This window comes from Campylobacter concisus UNSWCS, from assembly GCF_000466685.1.
In the GTDB taxonomy this organism is placed as follows: Bacteria; Campylobacterota; Campylobacteria; order Campylobacterales; family Campylobacteraceae; genus Campylobacter_A; species Campylobacter_A concisus_A.
This window is the reverse complement of the sequence record NZ_ANNG01000011.1, coordinates 52612-67885: the sequence shown is the minus strand read 5'-3', so window position 1 is coordinate 67885 and position 15274 is coordinate 52612. Positions and strand designations below refer to the sequence as shown.

15 protein-coding genes are annotated in these 15274 nt (G+C 41.0%); 8 read left to right on the top strand and 7 right to left on the bottom strand.

Annotated elements, in window-relative coordinates; all coding sequences use genetic code 11:
* From lysS to UNSWCS_RS12325, 7 genes are all read left to right on the top strand, one after another.
* Positions 1 to 1509: a lysine--tRNA ligase gene (lysS, locus tag UNSWCS_RS04275; RefSeq protein ID WP_223231786.1), complete on the top strand. Its 1509-nt coding sequence runs from the start codon at positions 1 to 3 to the stop codon at positions 1507 to 1509.
* Positions 1506 to 2750 (top strand): serine hydroxymethyltransferase, encoded by a 1245-nt coding sequence (locus tag UNSWCS_RS04270; protein WP_021087445.1) that lies wholly within the window; start codon positions 1506 to 1508, stop codon positions 2748 to 2750. The genes lysS and UNSWCS_RS04270 overlap by 4 nt, the downstream gene beginning before the upstream one ends.
* Complete coding sequence (locus tag UNSWCS_RS04265; protein ID WP_021087453.1) at positions 2750 to 3292, top strand: DUF1882 domain-containing protein; 543 nt, start codon at positions 2750 to 2752, stop codon at positions 3290 to 3292. Before UNSWCS_RS04270 ends, UNSWCS_RS04265 begins: the two co-directional genes overlap by 1 nt.
* 9 nt (positions 3293 to 3301) lie before the next feature.
* The gene (locus UNSWCS_RS04260; protein WP_021087500.1) at positions 3302 to 4195 is read left to right on the top strand and encodes an SPOR domain-containing protein; all 894 of its coding nucleotides are present in this window, start codon (positions 3302 to 3304) and stop codon (positions 4193 to 4195) included.
* The gene (locus UNSWCS_RS04255) at positions 4192 to 4980 is read left to right on the top strand and encodes a shikimate dehydrogenase (RefSeq protein WP_021087478.1); all 789 of its coding nucleotides are present in this window, start codon (positions 4192 to 4194) and stop codon (positions 4978 to 4980) included. Before UNSWCS_RS04260 ends, UNSWCS_RS04255 begins: the two co-directional genes overlap by 4 nt.
* 243 nt (positions 4981 to 5223) lie before the next feature.
* Positions 5224 to 6267: a hypothetical protein gene (locus UNSWCS_RS12330; RefSeq protein WP_200862616.1), complete on the top strand. Its 1044-nt coding sequence runs from the start codon at positions 5224 to 5226 to the stop codon at positions 6265 to 6267.
* Between the two features lie 17 nt (positions 6268 to 6284).
* Positions 6285 to 7199, top strand: a complete 915-nt coding sequence (locus tag UNSWCS_RS12325) for a hypothetical protein (protein ID WP_200862615.1) — start codon at positions 6285 to 6287, stop codon at positions 7197 to 7199.
* A gap of 63 nt (positions 7200 to 7262) precedes the next feature.
* On the opposite strand, the gene UNSWCS_RS04245 is transcribed toward UNSWCS_RS12325, so the two are convergent.
* The 7 genes from UNSWCS_RS04245 to gltX form a co-directional block, all read right to left on the bottom strand.
* Complete coding sequence (locus tag UNSWCS_RS04245) at positions 7263 to 9098, bottom strand: aryl-sulfate sulfotransferase (protein WP_021087507.1); 1836 nt, start codon at positions 9096 to 9098, stop codon at positions 7263 to 7265.
* A 295-nt stretch (positions 9099 to 9393) separates the two neighbouring features.
* The gene (locus tag UNSWCS_RS04240) at positions 9394 to 10068 is read right to left on the bottom strand and encodes an MqnA/MqnD/SBP family protein (protein WP_021087424.1); all 675 of its coding nucleotides are present in this window, start codon (positions 10066 to 10068) and stop codon (positions 9394 to 9396) included.
* Positions 10065 to 10337: a barstar family protein gene (locus tag UNSWCS_RS04235; RefSeq protein ID WP_021087462.1), complete on the bottom strand. Its 273-nt coding sequence runs from the start codon at positions 10335 to 10337 to the stop codon at positions 10065 to 10067. The genes UNSWCS_RS04240 and UNSWCS_RS04235 overlap by 4 nt, the downstream gene beginning before the upstream one ends.
* Positions 10334 to 10840, bottom strand: a complete 507-nt coding sequence (locus UNSWCS_RS04230) for a ribonuclease domain-containing protein (RefSeq protein ID WP_021087447.1) — start codon at positions 10838 to 10840, stop codon at positions 10334 to 10336. The genes UNSWCS_RS04235 and UNSWCS_RS04230 overlap by 4 nt, the downstream gene beginning before the upstream one ends.
* Positions 10841 to 10849: 9 nt before the next feature.
* Positions 10850 to 11476, bottom strand: coding sequence for a uracil phosphoribosyltransferase (gene upp, locus UNSWCS_RS04225; RefSeq protein ID WP_004317747.1), 627 nt, complete (start codon positions 11474 to 11476; stop codon positions 10850 to 10852).
* 90 nt (positions 11477 to 11566) lie between these two features.
* On the bottom strand, positions 11567 to 12820 hold the full coding sequence (locus UNSWCS_RS04220) for a malic enzyme-like NAD(P)-binding protein (RefSeq protein ID WP_004317644.1): 1254 nt from the start codon (positions 12818 to 12820) through the stop codon (positions 11567 to 11569).
* A complete protein-coding gene (gene gltX, locus UNSWCS_RS04215; RefSeq protein ID WP_021087470.1) occupies positions 12817 to 14196 on the bottom strand; it encodes a glutamate--tRNA ligase in 1380 nt (459 codons plus the stop codon). Before gltX ends, UNSWCS_RS04220 begins: the two co-directional genes overlap by 4 nt.
* 70 nt (positions 14197 to 14266) lie before the next feature.
* Here gltX and UNSWCS_RS04210 point away from each other — a divergent pair, with 70 nt between their 5' ends.
* On the top strand, positions 14267 to 15097 hold the full coding sequence (locus UNSWCS_RS04210) for a peptidylprolyl isomerase (protein ID WP_021087484.1): 831 nt from the start codon (positions 14267 to 14269) through the stop codon (positions 15095 to 15097).
* Positions 15098 to 15274: the final 177 nt, after the last annotated feature.

Below are 15274 nucleotides of genomic sequence, written 5' to 3'. Positions count from 1 at the left end.
ATATTTGACAACCAACATGAAATTCAAAGATTAGAAAGCATAGATGAGCTTAGAAATTTAGGCATAAATCCGTATCCACATTTTCTTAGAAGAGATATGAATATCTCTAAATTTAGACTTAAATTTAACTATATAAAAGATACAGAAGAGAAAAAAGCAGAGGGTCAACTAGTTGGCCTTGCAGGCAGGATAAAGCTGATCCGCGACGCTGGTAAAGCGGTCTTTGCAAACATCGAAGACGAAAATGGAAATTTACAAATTTACTTTAGCAATAAGACGCTTGATCCAGAGTGGTTTAAAATCGTTAAAAAATATGTAGAAATAGGCGATATCGTCTATGTTAGAGGCTACGCTTTTATAACAAAAACTGGCGAATTTTCAATGCATGTAAATGAGCTTAGCTTAGCTACAAAATCAATAAGTCCGCTTCCAGAGAAGTACCACGGGCTAGTTGATGTTGAGACAAGATACCGCCAAAGATACCTTGATATGATAATGAACCCTGAAGTTAGGGCTGATTTTAAAAAGCGCTCGGTGATTATAAGCACGATTAGAAGATTTTTTGAAGAAAAGGGCTTTTTAGAGGTTGAAACTCCGATGCTTCACCCAATAGCTGGCGGCGCAAATGCAAAACCATTTGTGACATTTCATAACGCTCTTGGAGTTGAGAGATACCTAAGAATCGCTCCCGAGCTATATCTAAAACGTCTTGTAGTTGGCGGTTTTGAGGCTGTTTATGAAATGAATAGAAACTTCAGAAATGAGGGTATGGACCTAACCCACAACCCTGAATTTACAAGTATCGAGTTTTACTGGGCATATCACAACTACCACGATCTAATGGGCATCACAGAGGATCTATTTAATGTCATTTTAGAAAAACTTGGCATGGAGAAAGTGATAAATTTTGATGGTATGGAGATTGATTTTAGCAAGCCATTTAAACGCATAAGCTATAAAAAAGCCTTAGTTGAGATAGGCGGACTTGCTGAAGATGTCGTAAGCGACAAGGCTAAAATTTTAACAAAACTAAGAGCTGATGGCTTTGAAGCAAACGAGAAGCTTGACCTTGGCCACTTGCAGGCTGAACTCTTTGACAACTACGTAGAGAGCAAGCTCATCCACCCAACTTTCGTCATCGACTATCCGATCTCTATAAGCCCACTTTCAAGAAGAAGCGACACAAATCCTGATGTGGCAGAGAGATTTGAGCTATTTATCGCAGGTCGTGAGCTAGCAAATGGCTTTAACGAGCTAAATGATCCAATCGATCAATACAACCGCTTTAAAGCGCAAATCGATGCTAAAAACGCAGGCGATGACGAGGCTCACGAGATGGACGAGGACTATGTAAAAGCCCTAGGATACGGCATGCCGCCAGTTGCAGGCGAAGGCATAGGCATCGATAGACTTGTGATGCTTCTAACAGATAAAAAATCAATCCGCGACGTTGTCCTCTTCCCAGCGATGAGGCCACTAAAAACTGAGACAAAGGAGAACGAAAAATGAGTTTGCAAAGCTACGATAAAGATATTTACGACCTAGTAAATTTAGAGTTAAAACGCCAGTGTGATCACCTTGAGATGATCGCTAGCGAAAACTTCACATATCCAGAAGTCATGGAAGTGATGGGCTCAATCCTAACAAACAAATACGCTGAGGGCTACCCTGGAAAGAGATATTATGGTGGCTGTGAATTTGTCGATGAGATCGAGCAAATCGCGATCGATAGATGTAAAGAGCTCTTTGGATGCGAATTTGCAAACGTTCAGCCAAACTCTGGCTCTCAGGCAAACCAAGGCGTTTATGGTGCTTTGCTTAACCCAGGTGATAAAATTTTAGGCATGGATCTAAGCCACGGCGGACACCTAACTCACGGCGCAAAGGTAAGCAGCTCTGGTAAGATGTATGAGAGCTTCTTTTATGGCGTCGAGCTTGATGGTCGCATAAACTACGATAGAGTTATGGATATCACAAAGATAGTAAAACCAAAAATGATCGTTTGTGGCGCTAGCGCATACACAAGAGAGATTGAATTTAAGAAATTTAGAGAGATAGCTGACGCTGTTGGCGCGATACTCTTTGCAGACGTTGCTCACATCGCTGGCCTTGTAGTAGCTGGTGAACATCAAAATCCTTTCCCACACTGCGACGTCGTAAGTTCAACTACGCATAAAACTCTAAGAGGCCCAAGAGGTGGCATCATCATGACAAACAACGAAGAGTACGCCAAAAAGATAAACTCTTCTATATTCCCTGGAATTCAGGGCGGCCCACTAGTTCACGTCATCGCTGCAAAGGCAGTTGGCTTTAAGCACAACCTTAGCCCTGAGTGGAAAATTTACGCCAAACAAGTAAAAGCAAATGCTAAAAAACTTGGCGAAGTGCTAATAAGCAGAGGCTTTGATCTAGTAAGTGGCGGCACTGATAACCACCTAATCCTAATGAGCTTTCTAAACCGCGAATTTAGTGGAAAAGACGCGGACATCGCTCTTGGAAATGCTGGCATAACTGTAAATAAAAACACAGTTCCAGGCGAGACAAGAAGTCCGTTTATCACAAGCGGCATACGTGTAGGTAGCCCAGCCCTTACAGCTCGTGGTATGAAAGAGGCTGAATTTGAGCTAATAGCAAACAAGATCGCCGACGTTCTAAGCGACATCAACAATGCATCTTTACAAGAGAAGATCAATGGCGAGCTAAAAGAGCTAGCTCATAAATTTATAATCTACGATAAAGCGACATATTGATGCAAAGTATTGATACATCTCTTATAAAGATAATAACGACCCACTACTACATCAAACGTGACACGATCGTCAATAAGATAGAGTATAAGGGTAAAATTTTCTTTGATAAATTTGAAAAGATCAACGAACCACTAACTTATAGTGTCATGAAAGAGCATGAGGAGGGCAAAGCTATAATCGCCCACTCGCTAATCAATGCAAGTGATAAGGTTGAAAATATAGTCTTTGACTACAACGGCAGAACTCCAGATAGATTTTGGCATAGAGCGCAGCTTCTTTTAAGAGAAGAAGGCTTTATAAATTTCACAGCCTACGAGACCAAGACACCTGGGCATTTGCACCTTTATGTGCATAAAGGTCACACTACACTAAATGAAGCTTGCATGCTTGCAAATATGCTAAGCACAAAGCTCTCACAAAAGTTAGCCAAAGAGTGGAGAATGTTTCCTAATCAAGATATGCCAAAAGAATTTAACATCCTAACTTTGCCATATAACCTCTATCAAAAAGAGCGTGGGGCAAGTTGGTCAAAATATATGTAAGGAGAAATAATGGAAAACGAAGAGTTAAAAGATATACTTTTAGAAAAAGATGATGAGGCAAAGGGTGCAAAACTAAAGAAACTTCTTATGTTTATAGCAGCTCTTGTTATACTATTTTTAATCATCATCGTAGCCATGAAGCTTATAAACTCAAGCGACTCAGCACAAGCACAAAATGAAGCCGACTCAAGACTAGTTCTGCCTCCAGTGCCAGCAGAGCAGCCAGTCGATACGCAGGTACCTGCACAAGATACAAATTCAGATGTTAAAAAAGGCGATACACAACTTTTCGAGCAAGTGCCTATCGTGCCTGAAAACAAGCAACAAGATGATTTTGAAGATATGATCAAAAAGCTAAAAGATAAAGAAGGTGCAAAATCAGCTCCTAAAACTGAAGAGCCAAAAGAGGTGGTAAAAGCTGTCGAGCATCCAGCTGAAGCGCCTAAAAAAGCTGAGACAAAGATAGAGGCTCCAGCCAAAAAAGCTGAAACAAAAAGCGAAGCTAAAGCAGATAAAAAGCCTGAAGCAAAGCCATCCAAAACTGAGGCAAAAATAGAGAAAAAAGCTGAAACTAAAGCTGAGAAAAAACCTGAAACAAAGGTAGAAAAAAAGGCTGAAGCTCCAGCAAAAGCTGAAAAAGTAGAGAAAAAAGCTGAAGCTCCAGCAAAAGCTGAGAGCGTCGCAAAAGGCTCTTATGTTCAAGTATTTGCAACTAGTAAATTTAACCCAAATGCCGACTATATGAAAAAAATAGCAGCCAAAGGCTATAGCTACAAAACTATAAAAGCTGGCGAGCTAACTAAAATTTTAGTTGGTCCATTTGATGAAAAAGGGCTACAAAAAGCTGTAAATGACATAAGAAAAGATGTCAATAAAGACGCTTTTGTCTTTAGAGCAAAATGAAAACCTTCGCAGTTTTTGGAGATCCGATAGCTCACTCCGTATCTCCAAGACTACACAACAAAGCCATTGCCGATCTAGCTCTTGATGCCCTATATACTAGGGTTTTGCTAAAAGATGGCAATGAGCTAATCAATAAATTTAAATCCCTAAAACTAAACGGCGCAAATGTCACACTCCCGCATAAAGAATTTGCTCTAAATTTAGCCGACGACGCCTCAGAGGTAGCCCAAAAAATAGGCTCTGCAAACACTTTAGTGCTAAAAAATGAAAAAATTTATGCCTACAACACTGACGCACCTGGCTTTTTAAAAGCGATATCAAATTTCAAAGAGGCAAAAAGTGCCATCATCCTTGGAGCTGGAGGCACCGCAAACGCCCTAGCCTACGCACTTAGATCGCAAAACATAGATGTTTGCATACTAAATAGAAGCAAGGCAAGACTTGATAAATTTAAAGATCACTATGAGTGCTTTAGCTGGGATGACTATAAAGAGCATAAATTTGATCTAGTGGTAAATTCAACCTCAGCAGGGCTAAAAGATGACCTTTTGCCAGCACCAAAAGAGATTTTAGATGGCATTTTAAAAAGCGCTAAATTTGCATTTGATGTTATTTACGGCAAGCAAACGCCATTTTTAAAAGAGGCCAAAAGCCAAAATTTAGCATGCAAAGACGGAGCTGATATGCTCTTGTATCAAGCAGTTTTAGCGTTAAATTTATTTTATAATGGCAGCCTCGATGAGAAAAAGATAGAAATTTCTATGCGAGAGGCTTTGAGTTTATAAATTTTAAAATTTAAATTTTATTTTTAGAAAAATTTACCTCATATTACAACACTTTGTTGCCTTTTTATTTTGTTAATTTTACTATATCTTTCAAAGTATATCCCTAATACTACGCATTTTATATCTATTTAAGAAGCTATTTGTGACATTTTATAATATAACGTTATATTGTACTCTAGTACAATTGTGACATATTCTCAAAAAGCTATAATTAAGCTAAAAAACTACATAAAAGGGGAATTTATGGCAAGTATTATAGGCGTTGTAAAAAGCGTATCAGACAAAAATGCGAAGGTTGTAAACAACCTAACAAAAGAGGAGAGAGCCCTAAATGTAGGCGATATACTCTTGCAAAATGATACTATTATCTCAGATGATGTAAATTTTAAAGTTGAAGTTGCCAAAGTGGGTGGAGCGGACAAAGTTTTTACTGGAAAGCGTATCGATCTTACAAATTTTGCAGATGATAGCTCTAGCGCACAAAGTAGCGGCAACGACGAGATCGCTAGCTTACAACAAGCCATCTTAAAAGGTGAAAATTTAACGAATTTAGAAGAGACAGCAGCTGGTGGAAACCAAGCTGGTGGTAACGCTAGTGGTGGTGGCGTTAGTCTTGGAGCAGCTAGCTTTGCTCAAGGTGGTCACTACTCAAACATAAATGCAAATTTTCAAAATCTAAGCGACATATCAAGAGCTGAAGCACCAAGCGTGAGCTCTGTATCAGGCTACGCAGATGCTGGTGCAAGCGGCACAGCAAAACCTGATGAGATAGAAATTTTACACGTTGATAAAGAGATATTTGCCAAATTTGCAGCCACAGAGTTAGAGATAACAAATATCGTAAAAGCAAGGGTTGATGAGGCAAAAGCTAAGATCGAGATAGCTAAAAACGCAACATACGATAACGAAACTTTTACCAAAGAGAACTCATGGAGCATCTATAAGAAAATGCCAGATGGCTTTTTAGACAAGACAAACAAGGCAGTCGCGACTAATCACCTTGACTGGATGGACATAAAAAACACAACCAACGATAACCTAGTCGATCTAAGAATAGGCGGAAGGGAAACTGCACTATTAGGTGGCTCATCAGGCAACAATGTCGTCTTAGGTGGCGGCGATGATATAGCGCCTGGTGATCCTTTTGTTGATGACACCGTAGCACTTAGCAACGCTTCAGGCAACAATATCATAAGCTTTGAGACAAATGACCCTACATTTCAGCCTCTATCGAGAGCGATGCTACAAGTGGTGATAACACCATCTTATCTGGCGGAAGCAGGCTAAATGCCAGCCTTTACGCAGTGTCTGGTCACAATGTGGTGGACGGCAGCCACTCATCTAGCATAGAGGTAAAAATAGGCGGTAGGTCGTATTCAGACGCTGGGTCAGCGTGGGGGATAAACGACAAAGATGACTCTTTCATCTCACAAGCTGACAATACCGTGCTTGGAAGCGACAATGCTGATTATGCAAGTTTTATAAACGCAGCAGGAAACAACCTGATCGATCTAGCTGGCGGCAATGACGAAGTCTTTATCTCAGATAGAGCTGGCGGCACAAATGCCACCATATATTTAGGTGACGGCGATGATGTTTTATCAGCAGGACCGGTAACTAGCTACTATACAAATGTAAGGCAAAATTTAAATATCGACGCTGGAGCTGGCAATGACGAGATAATAACCATCAGCAAGCAAGGCACCTACCATATAAATGGCGGAAGCGGTGACGACACGATAATAATGAGCGCGAACAACTTTAATGGCGTAGTTGATGGCGGCGAAGGCTATGACACGCTAAAGCTTGCCACACAAGGCCAGGCTGAGACTATCGACTTTAGGGCACTTGCTAACGGCGAGCTCGACGCTAAGATAAATAATATAGAAGAAATTTCATTTGACACAAGACAGAGCGTAAGCCGCGACGGTATCAGCGGTGACGGCTCTGGCGTACATATCAAAAACATAAACGCACAAGACGTTCTTGATATCACGGACGATAAGGATGTGGTGCTTAAATTTACAAGCGGCAATACAAGCGGAAATTCGCTTTCACTTGATGGCTTTAGCGTCTCAAGTGATCAAAGTGGCGCACAAGCTGGCTACACTAGATATGAAAGCAAACTAGTTAGGGTGCTAAACGACGACACTGGCGAACTTTCAGCCCCGATGACTGTGAAGATCGATATAGAAAACACAATAACAGTTGATCTTTAAAATTTAGAAGTTAAATTTTTAAAACCCTTTCTCGAAACTGAGAAAGGGTAAAATTAGGATGGTTTACTTTTCAAAAGCTTTTTGTAAGCTAAATGGAAACGCTTGATAGCCCATAGCATTTGTCATCTTTATCTCGATGCTAGGCTCTTTTGCGCCCCATTCAAACTCATCTATGTGCGGGCTAGGAAGTCCTACTGGGCGACCTTTTGCGATGTCAAACTGCATGCCAGCAACAGCTGAATAGACCATCACGCTATCAAGGTCATCTTGATACTGCGTAAGGCTAGTAACCGAGCTATACCACTCTTTACCACGCTCTTTGCCGTACTCCCAGATCTGCTCAACTGTCTTTTTGTTCTCATCGATCTTATAAACGACCGCACGAGAGTACTTCATGCCAGCGATGGCTGGTTGCTCCATGCCCCTTGTGTCGCCGTTGTCAAAGACACTTAGATAAATTTCGCCTTTTTTAGACTTGCTATCTATCCTAAATGCTGTGTGCTGCGTCCATTGCCAGTCAAAGCCACCTTTGTCGCTCTCATATCCTGGGCATTTTGAGTACTCATCTTCGCAGACGATCTTATTGCCTTTGCTATCAACTGGCTGAAGGAGTTTATCTTTAAATTTATCGCTCCAGCCCTTGTGAGCGCCCATGATCCATTTTACTTGTTTGTCACGGCCGATCTTGATAACTGCGTCTTGGTGGCGGCTTGAGATGATGATGCTATCATCGCTTGGGTCATAATCCACACTATTTACGTGTGCCCAGTTACGTCCAGGACCAGCGCCAACTATGTCGCCCCATTTATCGTGTGTATCCATAGACTGAAGCTCATCAGAGCTTGCTGTGTGGCCTGCTTTTTTAGCATCTATGTTTAAGCAAACTGCACCTTGATCAAGCGTTTTTAGCACGATGTCGCGGTAAGGATCGAGGATTTCATATAGTCTAAAGTCATCAACTACGTTTCCGTCGCGGTCAAGCTCAACGATGACGTCGCGCACTGTTCTTACGTTTTTGCCATCAGCCCTTTTGTAGTCGGCATTTGCCACGCGCAAGAAGTAGTGTCCGTTTTGTGCTACGTCCATCGAGTGTGAGAAGTCATTGTAGCTAGCTGGTAGCTCGCGGTTAAAAATTTCTCTACCCATAATGTCGTATTTTGCGTATCTTTGGCCATATCCCCAAGTCATCGCACCATCGTCATTTTGCTTAAAGCCCATCATAACGCCAGCGTGAAATGGCTGTTTAAGATCGTAAATTTTACTTGGCTCAAGGTACCATCTAACCTCGCCTTTTGTATCAAGGATGAAGTTATTTGGGCTGTAGTTCCACTCGATCGCACCGCCAGCTGGGTTGTTCCAAACGACTTTTGTGCCCTTGCCTGTTTTATTTACAAAGTTATTTACATAGTAGAGGCGGTTTGCAAATTTAGCACTTGCTGGCTTAGTAACCTCGATCTTGTCAAATAGCGCGCCCTTTTGATTTGGCGTGCCAGCACTCTCTAGGTAGATAGCTGGGGCGTAAATTTTATAGCTCTCTTTTATATGCTCAGTCTTGCCCTTGTAGCTCTTGTCGTACTCGACTTCAACGGTGTTTTGATAGTCAGGATACATGCCAAAAACTGGGATGCCGCCATGTGTGCGAAGATGCTTGTCAGCCACTTTGTAGCTTATAGTTTGACCGCCTTGCTTTGGCACGATGGTTACTTTTGCATTGCTTAGTGTGTAGCCGCCATTTTTGATGACTGCTGTAAGTGGGGCAGTATCGTAAGGATTTACCACTACTTCGCCGATCTGCCCAGTGATAGCGTAGTCAAGTTTAGCCCCGCTTGGACCGCCTATCGCAAAAGCGCTCGAGCAAAGCACAGAGGCTAGTGCAACACAACTCAAAGTCTTTTTCATAACATCTCCTTTAGATAAATTTTATAAACTCTACTCATAAAGCTTATAAAATTTAGAAAAAGCCTTGGCAAAAACCAAGGCCTCAATCAGTAAAAGGAATAACAAAAATGATTTGCTTTGTGTGTAATTGTAGTAAATCTTTATAACATAAATTTCACGCTAAAGTTAATACTAGCTTAAAATTTAAAAATATATTTAAAATTTATTAAATAGCGTATTCAACCTCGTTATCTTCGCCATTTATAAGGTCAAATATAATAAAAAATGATGCTAGCAAATTTACCTAGGCTTATTACTACTTTACCTCTCTTAAAAACCTATGTTCTTTAAAAAATTTTCGGAGTGATTTTTGCTCTTTTGGACCGATCTTGTAGCTTATAAATTTAAGATACCACTTGATATCTTGCTCGCTTATGTCGCGACTTTTAGCGTACTGGGCTAAGATGTAGTTTGGAATTTTTACATTTTTTTGCAAAAATTTTGCGACAAGTCTTTTGTAAAACGAGCCATTTTTTACGTAAGAAAATCTACCAAAAACAAATGGCAAATTTGTCTTTTCGTGCCAAATTTGACCAAGGTCGTAAAAGCACTCTTTGCCATCGCTTAAGTATGCCTTTAGTGCCCTGTCGCCTATGATCACCTCGCCATTTAGCTTAAGCACCTTAGCTAGGGCGTTTGAGCTAGCTGAAGCTGGATCAAATTTCATAGCGGAGTTTTTTCGAACAAGCACGCTTTTGACATCTTTTTTGGCGACTATTCCAAAATTTAGCTTCTTTAAATTTGCCTTTTTGCCTGCTATGCTTGAGATTACTGCTGCATCGATCTTTCTAGCGTTTAGGGCTCTATTTAGCTTGCTTGGCACGCCTTTTTTAAACTCGATCGCCTTTTTTATCTGAGAGCTTAGTGGGGCTGATTTTAAAAATACGTGAAATGGGAGTAAATTTAGATAATCAATCTTTCCAAATATCATTTTTCATCTTTTATGAGCTCAAATTTAACCATCTCGTTTTCGTTGCAAACATCATGAAATAGCCGAATTAAGCTCTCTTTCGTGTCACCTTGCAAGGCATCTTCGTTTTTTAGCTTTATAAGCGTTGGCTCATTTATCTCGCAAAGACAGTCAAAGAGCGCGTCTAAATTTCTGCCGTAGTACTCTGGCAGGTCAAATTTCTTTGCAAAATACTCATGCATCTTCTCTTTTTCGAGCATTTTTTTAGCATCTAAGATCACGATTTTCATTGCATCCTCTTCTCATAAAGCAGGTAAAAATGCTCGTAGTGATCGGGCGTGTAGTAGATAAGTCCGTCGTTTGAATATAAAATTCTCTCAGCGCCGCGTCTGCCACCATTATAATTCACATCGCACTCAAACCACTTTCTACCATCAGCCTCAGGCAGCCTCTTTTCTCGGTTTGAAAATCTATCTCCACCGATGCTTTTGCCGCCACTTACCTGCCATAAATTTCCGCTTTTTGCGTCCCAGCCAAGTTCAAGTGCCTCTTTTTTGGTTATGAAATTTTTTGGCAGCTTGTTAAATTTATAGATATAAAGTGCGACCTCATCTTTTGAGGTGTATGAGCCGTTTTCTGCGAGGCTCTGGCTCTTTTGCCCCTCTTTATTAAGCTGCTCAAGTAAAATTTGAGCGTTTTTGTTTGCCTCGCCGCCCTCTTTTGAAAAAAAGAAGGTGCCAACGATGATAGCAATGACAAAGGCGACTAGAGCTGGCAAAAGTCTTTTGTTCAAATTTAGCCCTTAAAGAGTGTTAAAAACTCTATCGCCAGCATCACCAAGACCTGGTACGATGTAGTTTTTCTCGTTTAGTTTCTCATCAATTGAAGCCGTATAGACCTCGACGTCTGGGTAAATTTCGCTAAATCTCTTTAGCCCCTCAGGTGCAGCGATGATAGAGATAAATTTGATCTCTTTAACGCCCTTTTCACGCAAGAACTTAACCGCGTCTATCGCCGTGCCGCCAGTTGCAAACATAGGGTCGATGATGATCGCCATGCGCTCTTTTGCGTCTTTTGGAAGCTTTGCGTAGAAAAACTCAGCCTGCGCTGTCTCTTCGTTTCGCTGAAAACCCAAAAAGCCAACGCTCGCATCTGGTATGATAGTAAAGACGCTATCAAGCATACCAAGAGCAGCCCTTAAGATAGGGCATATCATCACCTTTGTAGTGAGCCTTTTTGCGTCTGCCACCGCAACTGGTGTTTGGACTTTGACATCTTTTACCTTTAAATTTCTAGTCGCCTCAAAGATCATAAGGTAGCTGATCTCATCAACTAGCATGCGAAACTGAAAAGGCTGGGTGTTTTTGTCGCGTAAAATGGTTAATTTATGCTCGATCAATGGATGTGAGATGAGCTTCACGTTTTGCATTTTTTGTCCTTAAATTTACTGTTTTTACAAGGTTTGTCTTTTACAAAATGCCAAGAGGAGAATTTAGCCCAAAATTTGGGCTAAATTTGATTAAAAACCTTTTGCAAGTTTGGCTTTGTAAGCCTCAACATCAAAATCTTTTACTCTCGCTACGCCATCTTCAACTGCAGCTTTTGCAACTGCTGGAGCGACCGCTGTTAGCACACGCTTGTCAAATGGTTTTGGGATGATGTACTCTTTGCCAAATTTTAGCTCGCTAACGCCACTTGCTTTTAAAACTTCAGCTGGCACTGGCTCTTTTGCAAGCTGTGCAAGCGCTTTAGCTGCAGCCATTTTCATATTTTCAGTGATCTTTTTAGCCCTAACATCAAGCGCTCCTCTAAAGATAAATGGAAAGCCCAAAACGTTATTTACTTGGTTAGGATAGTCGCTTCTACCTGTGCCCATCATAACGTCATCTCTTACAGCTACGACGTCCTCTGGGAAGATTTCAGGCACTGGGTTTGCCAAAGCGAAGATGATAGGCTCTTTGTTCATCGACGCAACCATCTCTTTTGTCACAACGCCAGGCTTAGAAAGACCTAAAAACATATCAGCGCCTTTCATCGCATCAGCCAAAGTCCTATCCTCGGTCTCAAGCGCAAATTCAACCTTCTCTGGAGTTAGGTCTGTTCTTTTTGAGTGGATAACGCCTTTGCTATCTATCATCACGATGTGTTTTGCGCCAAGTGCTTTATACATCTTTGCGCAAGCGATACCCGCTGCACCTGCGCCGCTAACTACGATCTTTATCTTAGATATATCTTTGCCAGAAATTTCCATCGCGTTTATAATGCCAGCGCTTGTTATCATCGCTGTGCCGTGCTGATCGTCGTGCATTACAGGGATATCAACTGCTTCTTGAAGCTTTCGCTCGATCTCAAAGCACTTTGGAGCGCGGATATCTTCTAAATTTATACCGCCAAATGTAGGAGCTAGAGCCTTGCAAATTTCAACGATCTTATCAGGATCATGCTCATCTAGCTCGATGTCAAAGGCATCAACGTTTGCAAATTTCTTAAATAGCACCGCCTTGCCCTCCATAACTGGCTTACCAGCGATAGCGCCGATGTCACCAAGTCCAAGAACAGCCGTGCCATCAGTGATGACAGCCACCAAATTTGCTTTATTTGTGTATTTGTAAGCTAGCTCAGTGTCTGCATTTATCTCACGGCATGGCTCAGCAACGCCTGGTGTATAGGCCATTGAAAGGTCTCTTGAAGTCTCGCAAGGTGTCTTTACCCTGATCTCGATCTTACCGCCGATGTGGTAGTTTAGTGCCTCTTCTTTAGTTACATGTGTCATTTCTCTTCCTTTAATAAATTTTGTATTCTGTTTTTGATCTCGCTGCTGCCTACTACTTCAAGCACTTCAAAGATACTTGGGCTCACGCTTGAGCCAGTTAGCGCTATCCTTAAGGCTTGAGCCAGGTCTTTTAGTTTTAAGCCATTTTGCTCTAAAAATTTATTAGTTAGCTCCTCGTAGCCCTTTGCGTCAAGGTCGCGGTCTAAAATTTGAGCAAATTTCGCCAAAATTTCTTTGCTATCTTCATTTATGAATTTAGCCCAAGCTTTTTCGTCATAGCTTTTTGGAGCGTTGATGATAGCATTTGCGCTATTTGCCATCTCGATTAAGGTTTTTGACCTCTCACGGAGTGAATTTAGCAGTAGCTCACCCTTTACCAAAGCCTTAAAATCCACGCCAAACTCGAGCATATCGTGCGCTAGCCTCTCATAAGGCAAAGTTTTTATATAGTGGGAATTTAGCCAGTCAAGCTTTTGAGCGTTATAGGTGCTTGAACTTTTGTTGATATCGTTTGGATTAAAGTATTTAAGCATATCCTCGATAGTAAAAATCTCATCATCACCGTGGCTCCAGCCAAGACGAACGAGAAAATTTAAGAGCGCTTCAGGCAAGTAGCCCATCTTTTTATACTCCATAACGTCAGTTGCGCCATGCCTTTTGCTAAGTTTTTTACCGTCTTCGCCGTTTATCATCGCGACGTGATAAAATTTTGGCACCTTAAAGCCAAGTGCCTCGTAAAGAACGATCTGTTTTGGGGTATTTGAGAGGTGATCATCGCCGCGAATAACGTCTGTTACGCCCATTAGCGCATCGTCTATCACAACTGTGAAGTTATATGTTGGCGTGCCGTCGCTTCTTGCAATGATGAAGTCGTCTAAGATATCTTCAACCTTAAATTTAACCTCACCCTTGATGCCGTCATGTATGACGATCTCGCCGCTAAGTGGGGCTTTTATACGGATAACCGGCTCAATGCCAGCTGGAGGCGTGCCAGTAAAATCTCTATATCTATTATCATATTTTGGGCGCTCTTTTCTAGCCTCTTGACTAGCTCTAAGCTCCTCAAGCTCCTCTTTGCTCATGTAGCATTTGTAGGCTTTGCCCTCATCAAGTAGCTTTTTAACGTACTCTTTGTAAAGATCAAATCTCTTTGACTGATAGGTCACTTCGCCGTCGTGATCTAGCTTACACCAAGCAAATGCCTCTTTTATAGCTTGCGTGGCCTCTTCTGAGTTTCGTTTTAAGTCAGTATCTTCGATGCGGAGCAGAAATTTTCCATTGTTAGCTCTTGCGTATAAATAATTATAAAGAGCTGTCCTAAGTCCGCCTATATGTAGGTATCCAGTAGGCGACGGAGCAAATCTAGTAACTATCATTTTGTGCCTTATTTTTATGTTATAATTGCCCAAAATTATATTTACTAAATACTTAAATAAAGGTTTCATTATGAAAAAATTGCTCTTTTTGGCTGCTGGCGTGTTAAGTGCCTTAAATTTATATTCAGCTCAGATGATAAACGGCATCGCAGCTATCGTGGAGAACGAGCCTATCACGCTTTACGAGGTTTATAGCTTGAAGGAACAGCTAAAGACAACAGAGCAGGACGCTTTAAATTTACTTATCAGAGATAGGCTTGAAGATGCTCAGATAAAAAACTTAAATTTAAGCGTGACACCTTTTGAGCTAAATGATAGGATCGAGGCGATCGCAAAGCAAAATGGCATGACAAATTCTCAGTTTAGAAGCTCTATCCAAGCTCAAGGCATGGACTTTTTGGACTTTAAAAACAACCTAGAGCACAAGATGCTTCAAGAAAAACTTTATAAAAGCATAGCTGCTGAGGCTGGCAAGAATATAAACGAGCAAAAAGCAAAGGCATATTTTGACGCTAATCCTGATAAATTTAAGGTTTTTAGCACCGCTAGAGTCGTAGTTTATAGAGCAAAAGACCCCAATCTACTTGAAGCTCAAAAGACAAGTCCGAAGCTACTAGACGGCGTGCAAACACAAGAGGTGAGTTTAGACTATCAAAGCATAGATCCAAGACTTGCTGCGATCATCTCAAGCACAAATAACGGCGACTACACACAGCCTTTGCAAGGACCTGATAGCTTTGATATGTTTTTAGTAAAAGAGAAGATCGGCTCATACACACCAAGCTTTGCTGATGTAAAAGATAACGTTATAAACGAGCTTTACCAAGGCGAGCAAGAAAAATTAATGAGTGATTACTTCGAAAAACTCCGCGCAAAAGCAAAAATTCAAATCCTAAGATAACTTCAAATTTAGCCACTTTGGTGGCTAAATTTCTCCAAAATTTAAATTTAAAATTTATAAGCAAAAACCTGCAAAAGTAGCCAAATTTAATTAAGCTTTTTTGGTAAAAAATCCAACGTAAATAGCGTAGATATGAGGGTTGCTACAGCATAATGGGTAAAAGGCGTGATGCCAGCT

Bases quoted from the DNA above. Each gene is read 5' to 3' on its own strand.
- UNSWCS_RS04270 (WP_021087445.1), top strand. From the start codon at position 1,506: ATGAGTTTGCAAAGCTACGATAAAGATATTTACGACCTAGTAAATTTA.
- UNSWCS_RS04265 (WP_021087453.1), top strand. From the start codon at position 2,750: ATGCAAAGTATTGATACATCTCTTATAAAGATAATAACGACCCACTAC.
- UNSWCS_RS04260 (WP_021087500.1), top strand. From the start codon at position 3,302: ATGGAAAACGAAGAGTTAAAAGATATACTTTTAGAAAAAGATGATGAG.
- UNSWCS_RS04255 (WP_021087478.1), top strand. From the start codon at position 4,192: ATGAAAACCTTCGCAGTTTTTGGAGATCCGATAGCTCACTCCGTATCT.
- UNSWCS_RS12330 (WP_200862616.1), top strand. From the start codon at position 5,224: ATGGCAAGTATTATAGGCGTTGTAAAAAGCGTATCAGACAAAAATGCG.
- UNSWCS_RS04245 (WP_021087507.1), bottom strand. From the start codon at position 9,098: ATGAAAAAGACTTTGAGTTGTGTTGCACTAGCCTCTGTGCTTTGCTCG.
- UNSWCS_RS04240 (WP_021087424.1), bottom strand. From the start codon at position 10,068: ATGATATTTGGAAAGATTGATTATCTAAATTTACTCCCATTTCACGTA.
- UNSWCS_RS04235 (WP_021087462.1), bottom strand. From the start codon at position 10,337: ATGAAAATCGTGATCTTAGATGCTAAAAAAATGCTCGAAAAAGAGAAG.
- upp (WP_004317747.1), bottom strand. From the start codon at position 11,476: ATGCAAAACGTGAAGCTCATCTCACATCCATTGATCGAGCATAAATTA.
- UNSWCS_RS04220 (WP_004317644.1), bottom strand. From the start codon at position 12,820: ATGACACATGTAACTAAAGAAGAGGCACTAAACTACCACATCGGCGGT.
- gltX (WP_021087470.1), bottom strand. From the start codon at position 14,196: ATGATAGTTACTAGATTTGCTCCGTCGCCTACTGGATACCTACATATA.
- UNSWCS_RS04210 (WP_021087484.1), top strand. From the start codon at position 14,267: ATGAAAAAATTGCTCTTTTTGGCTGCTGGCGTGTTAAGTGCCTTAAAT.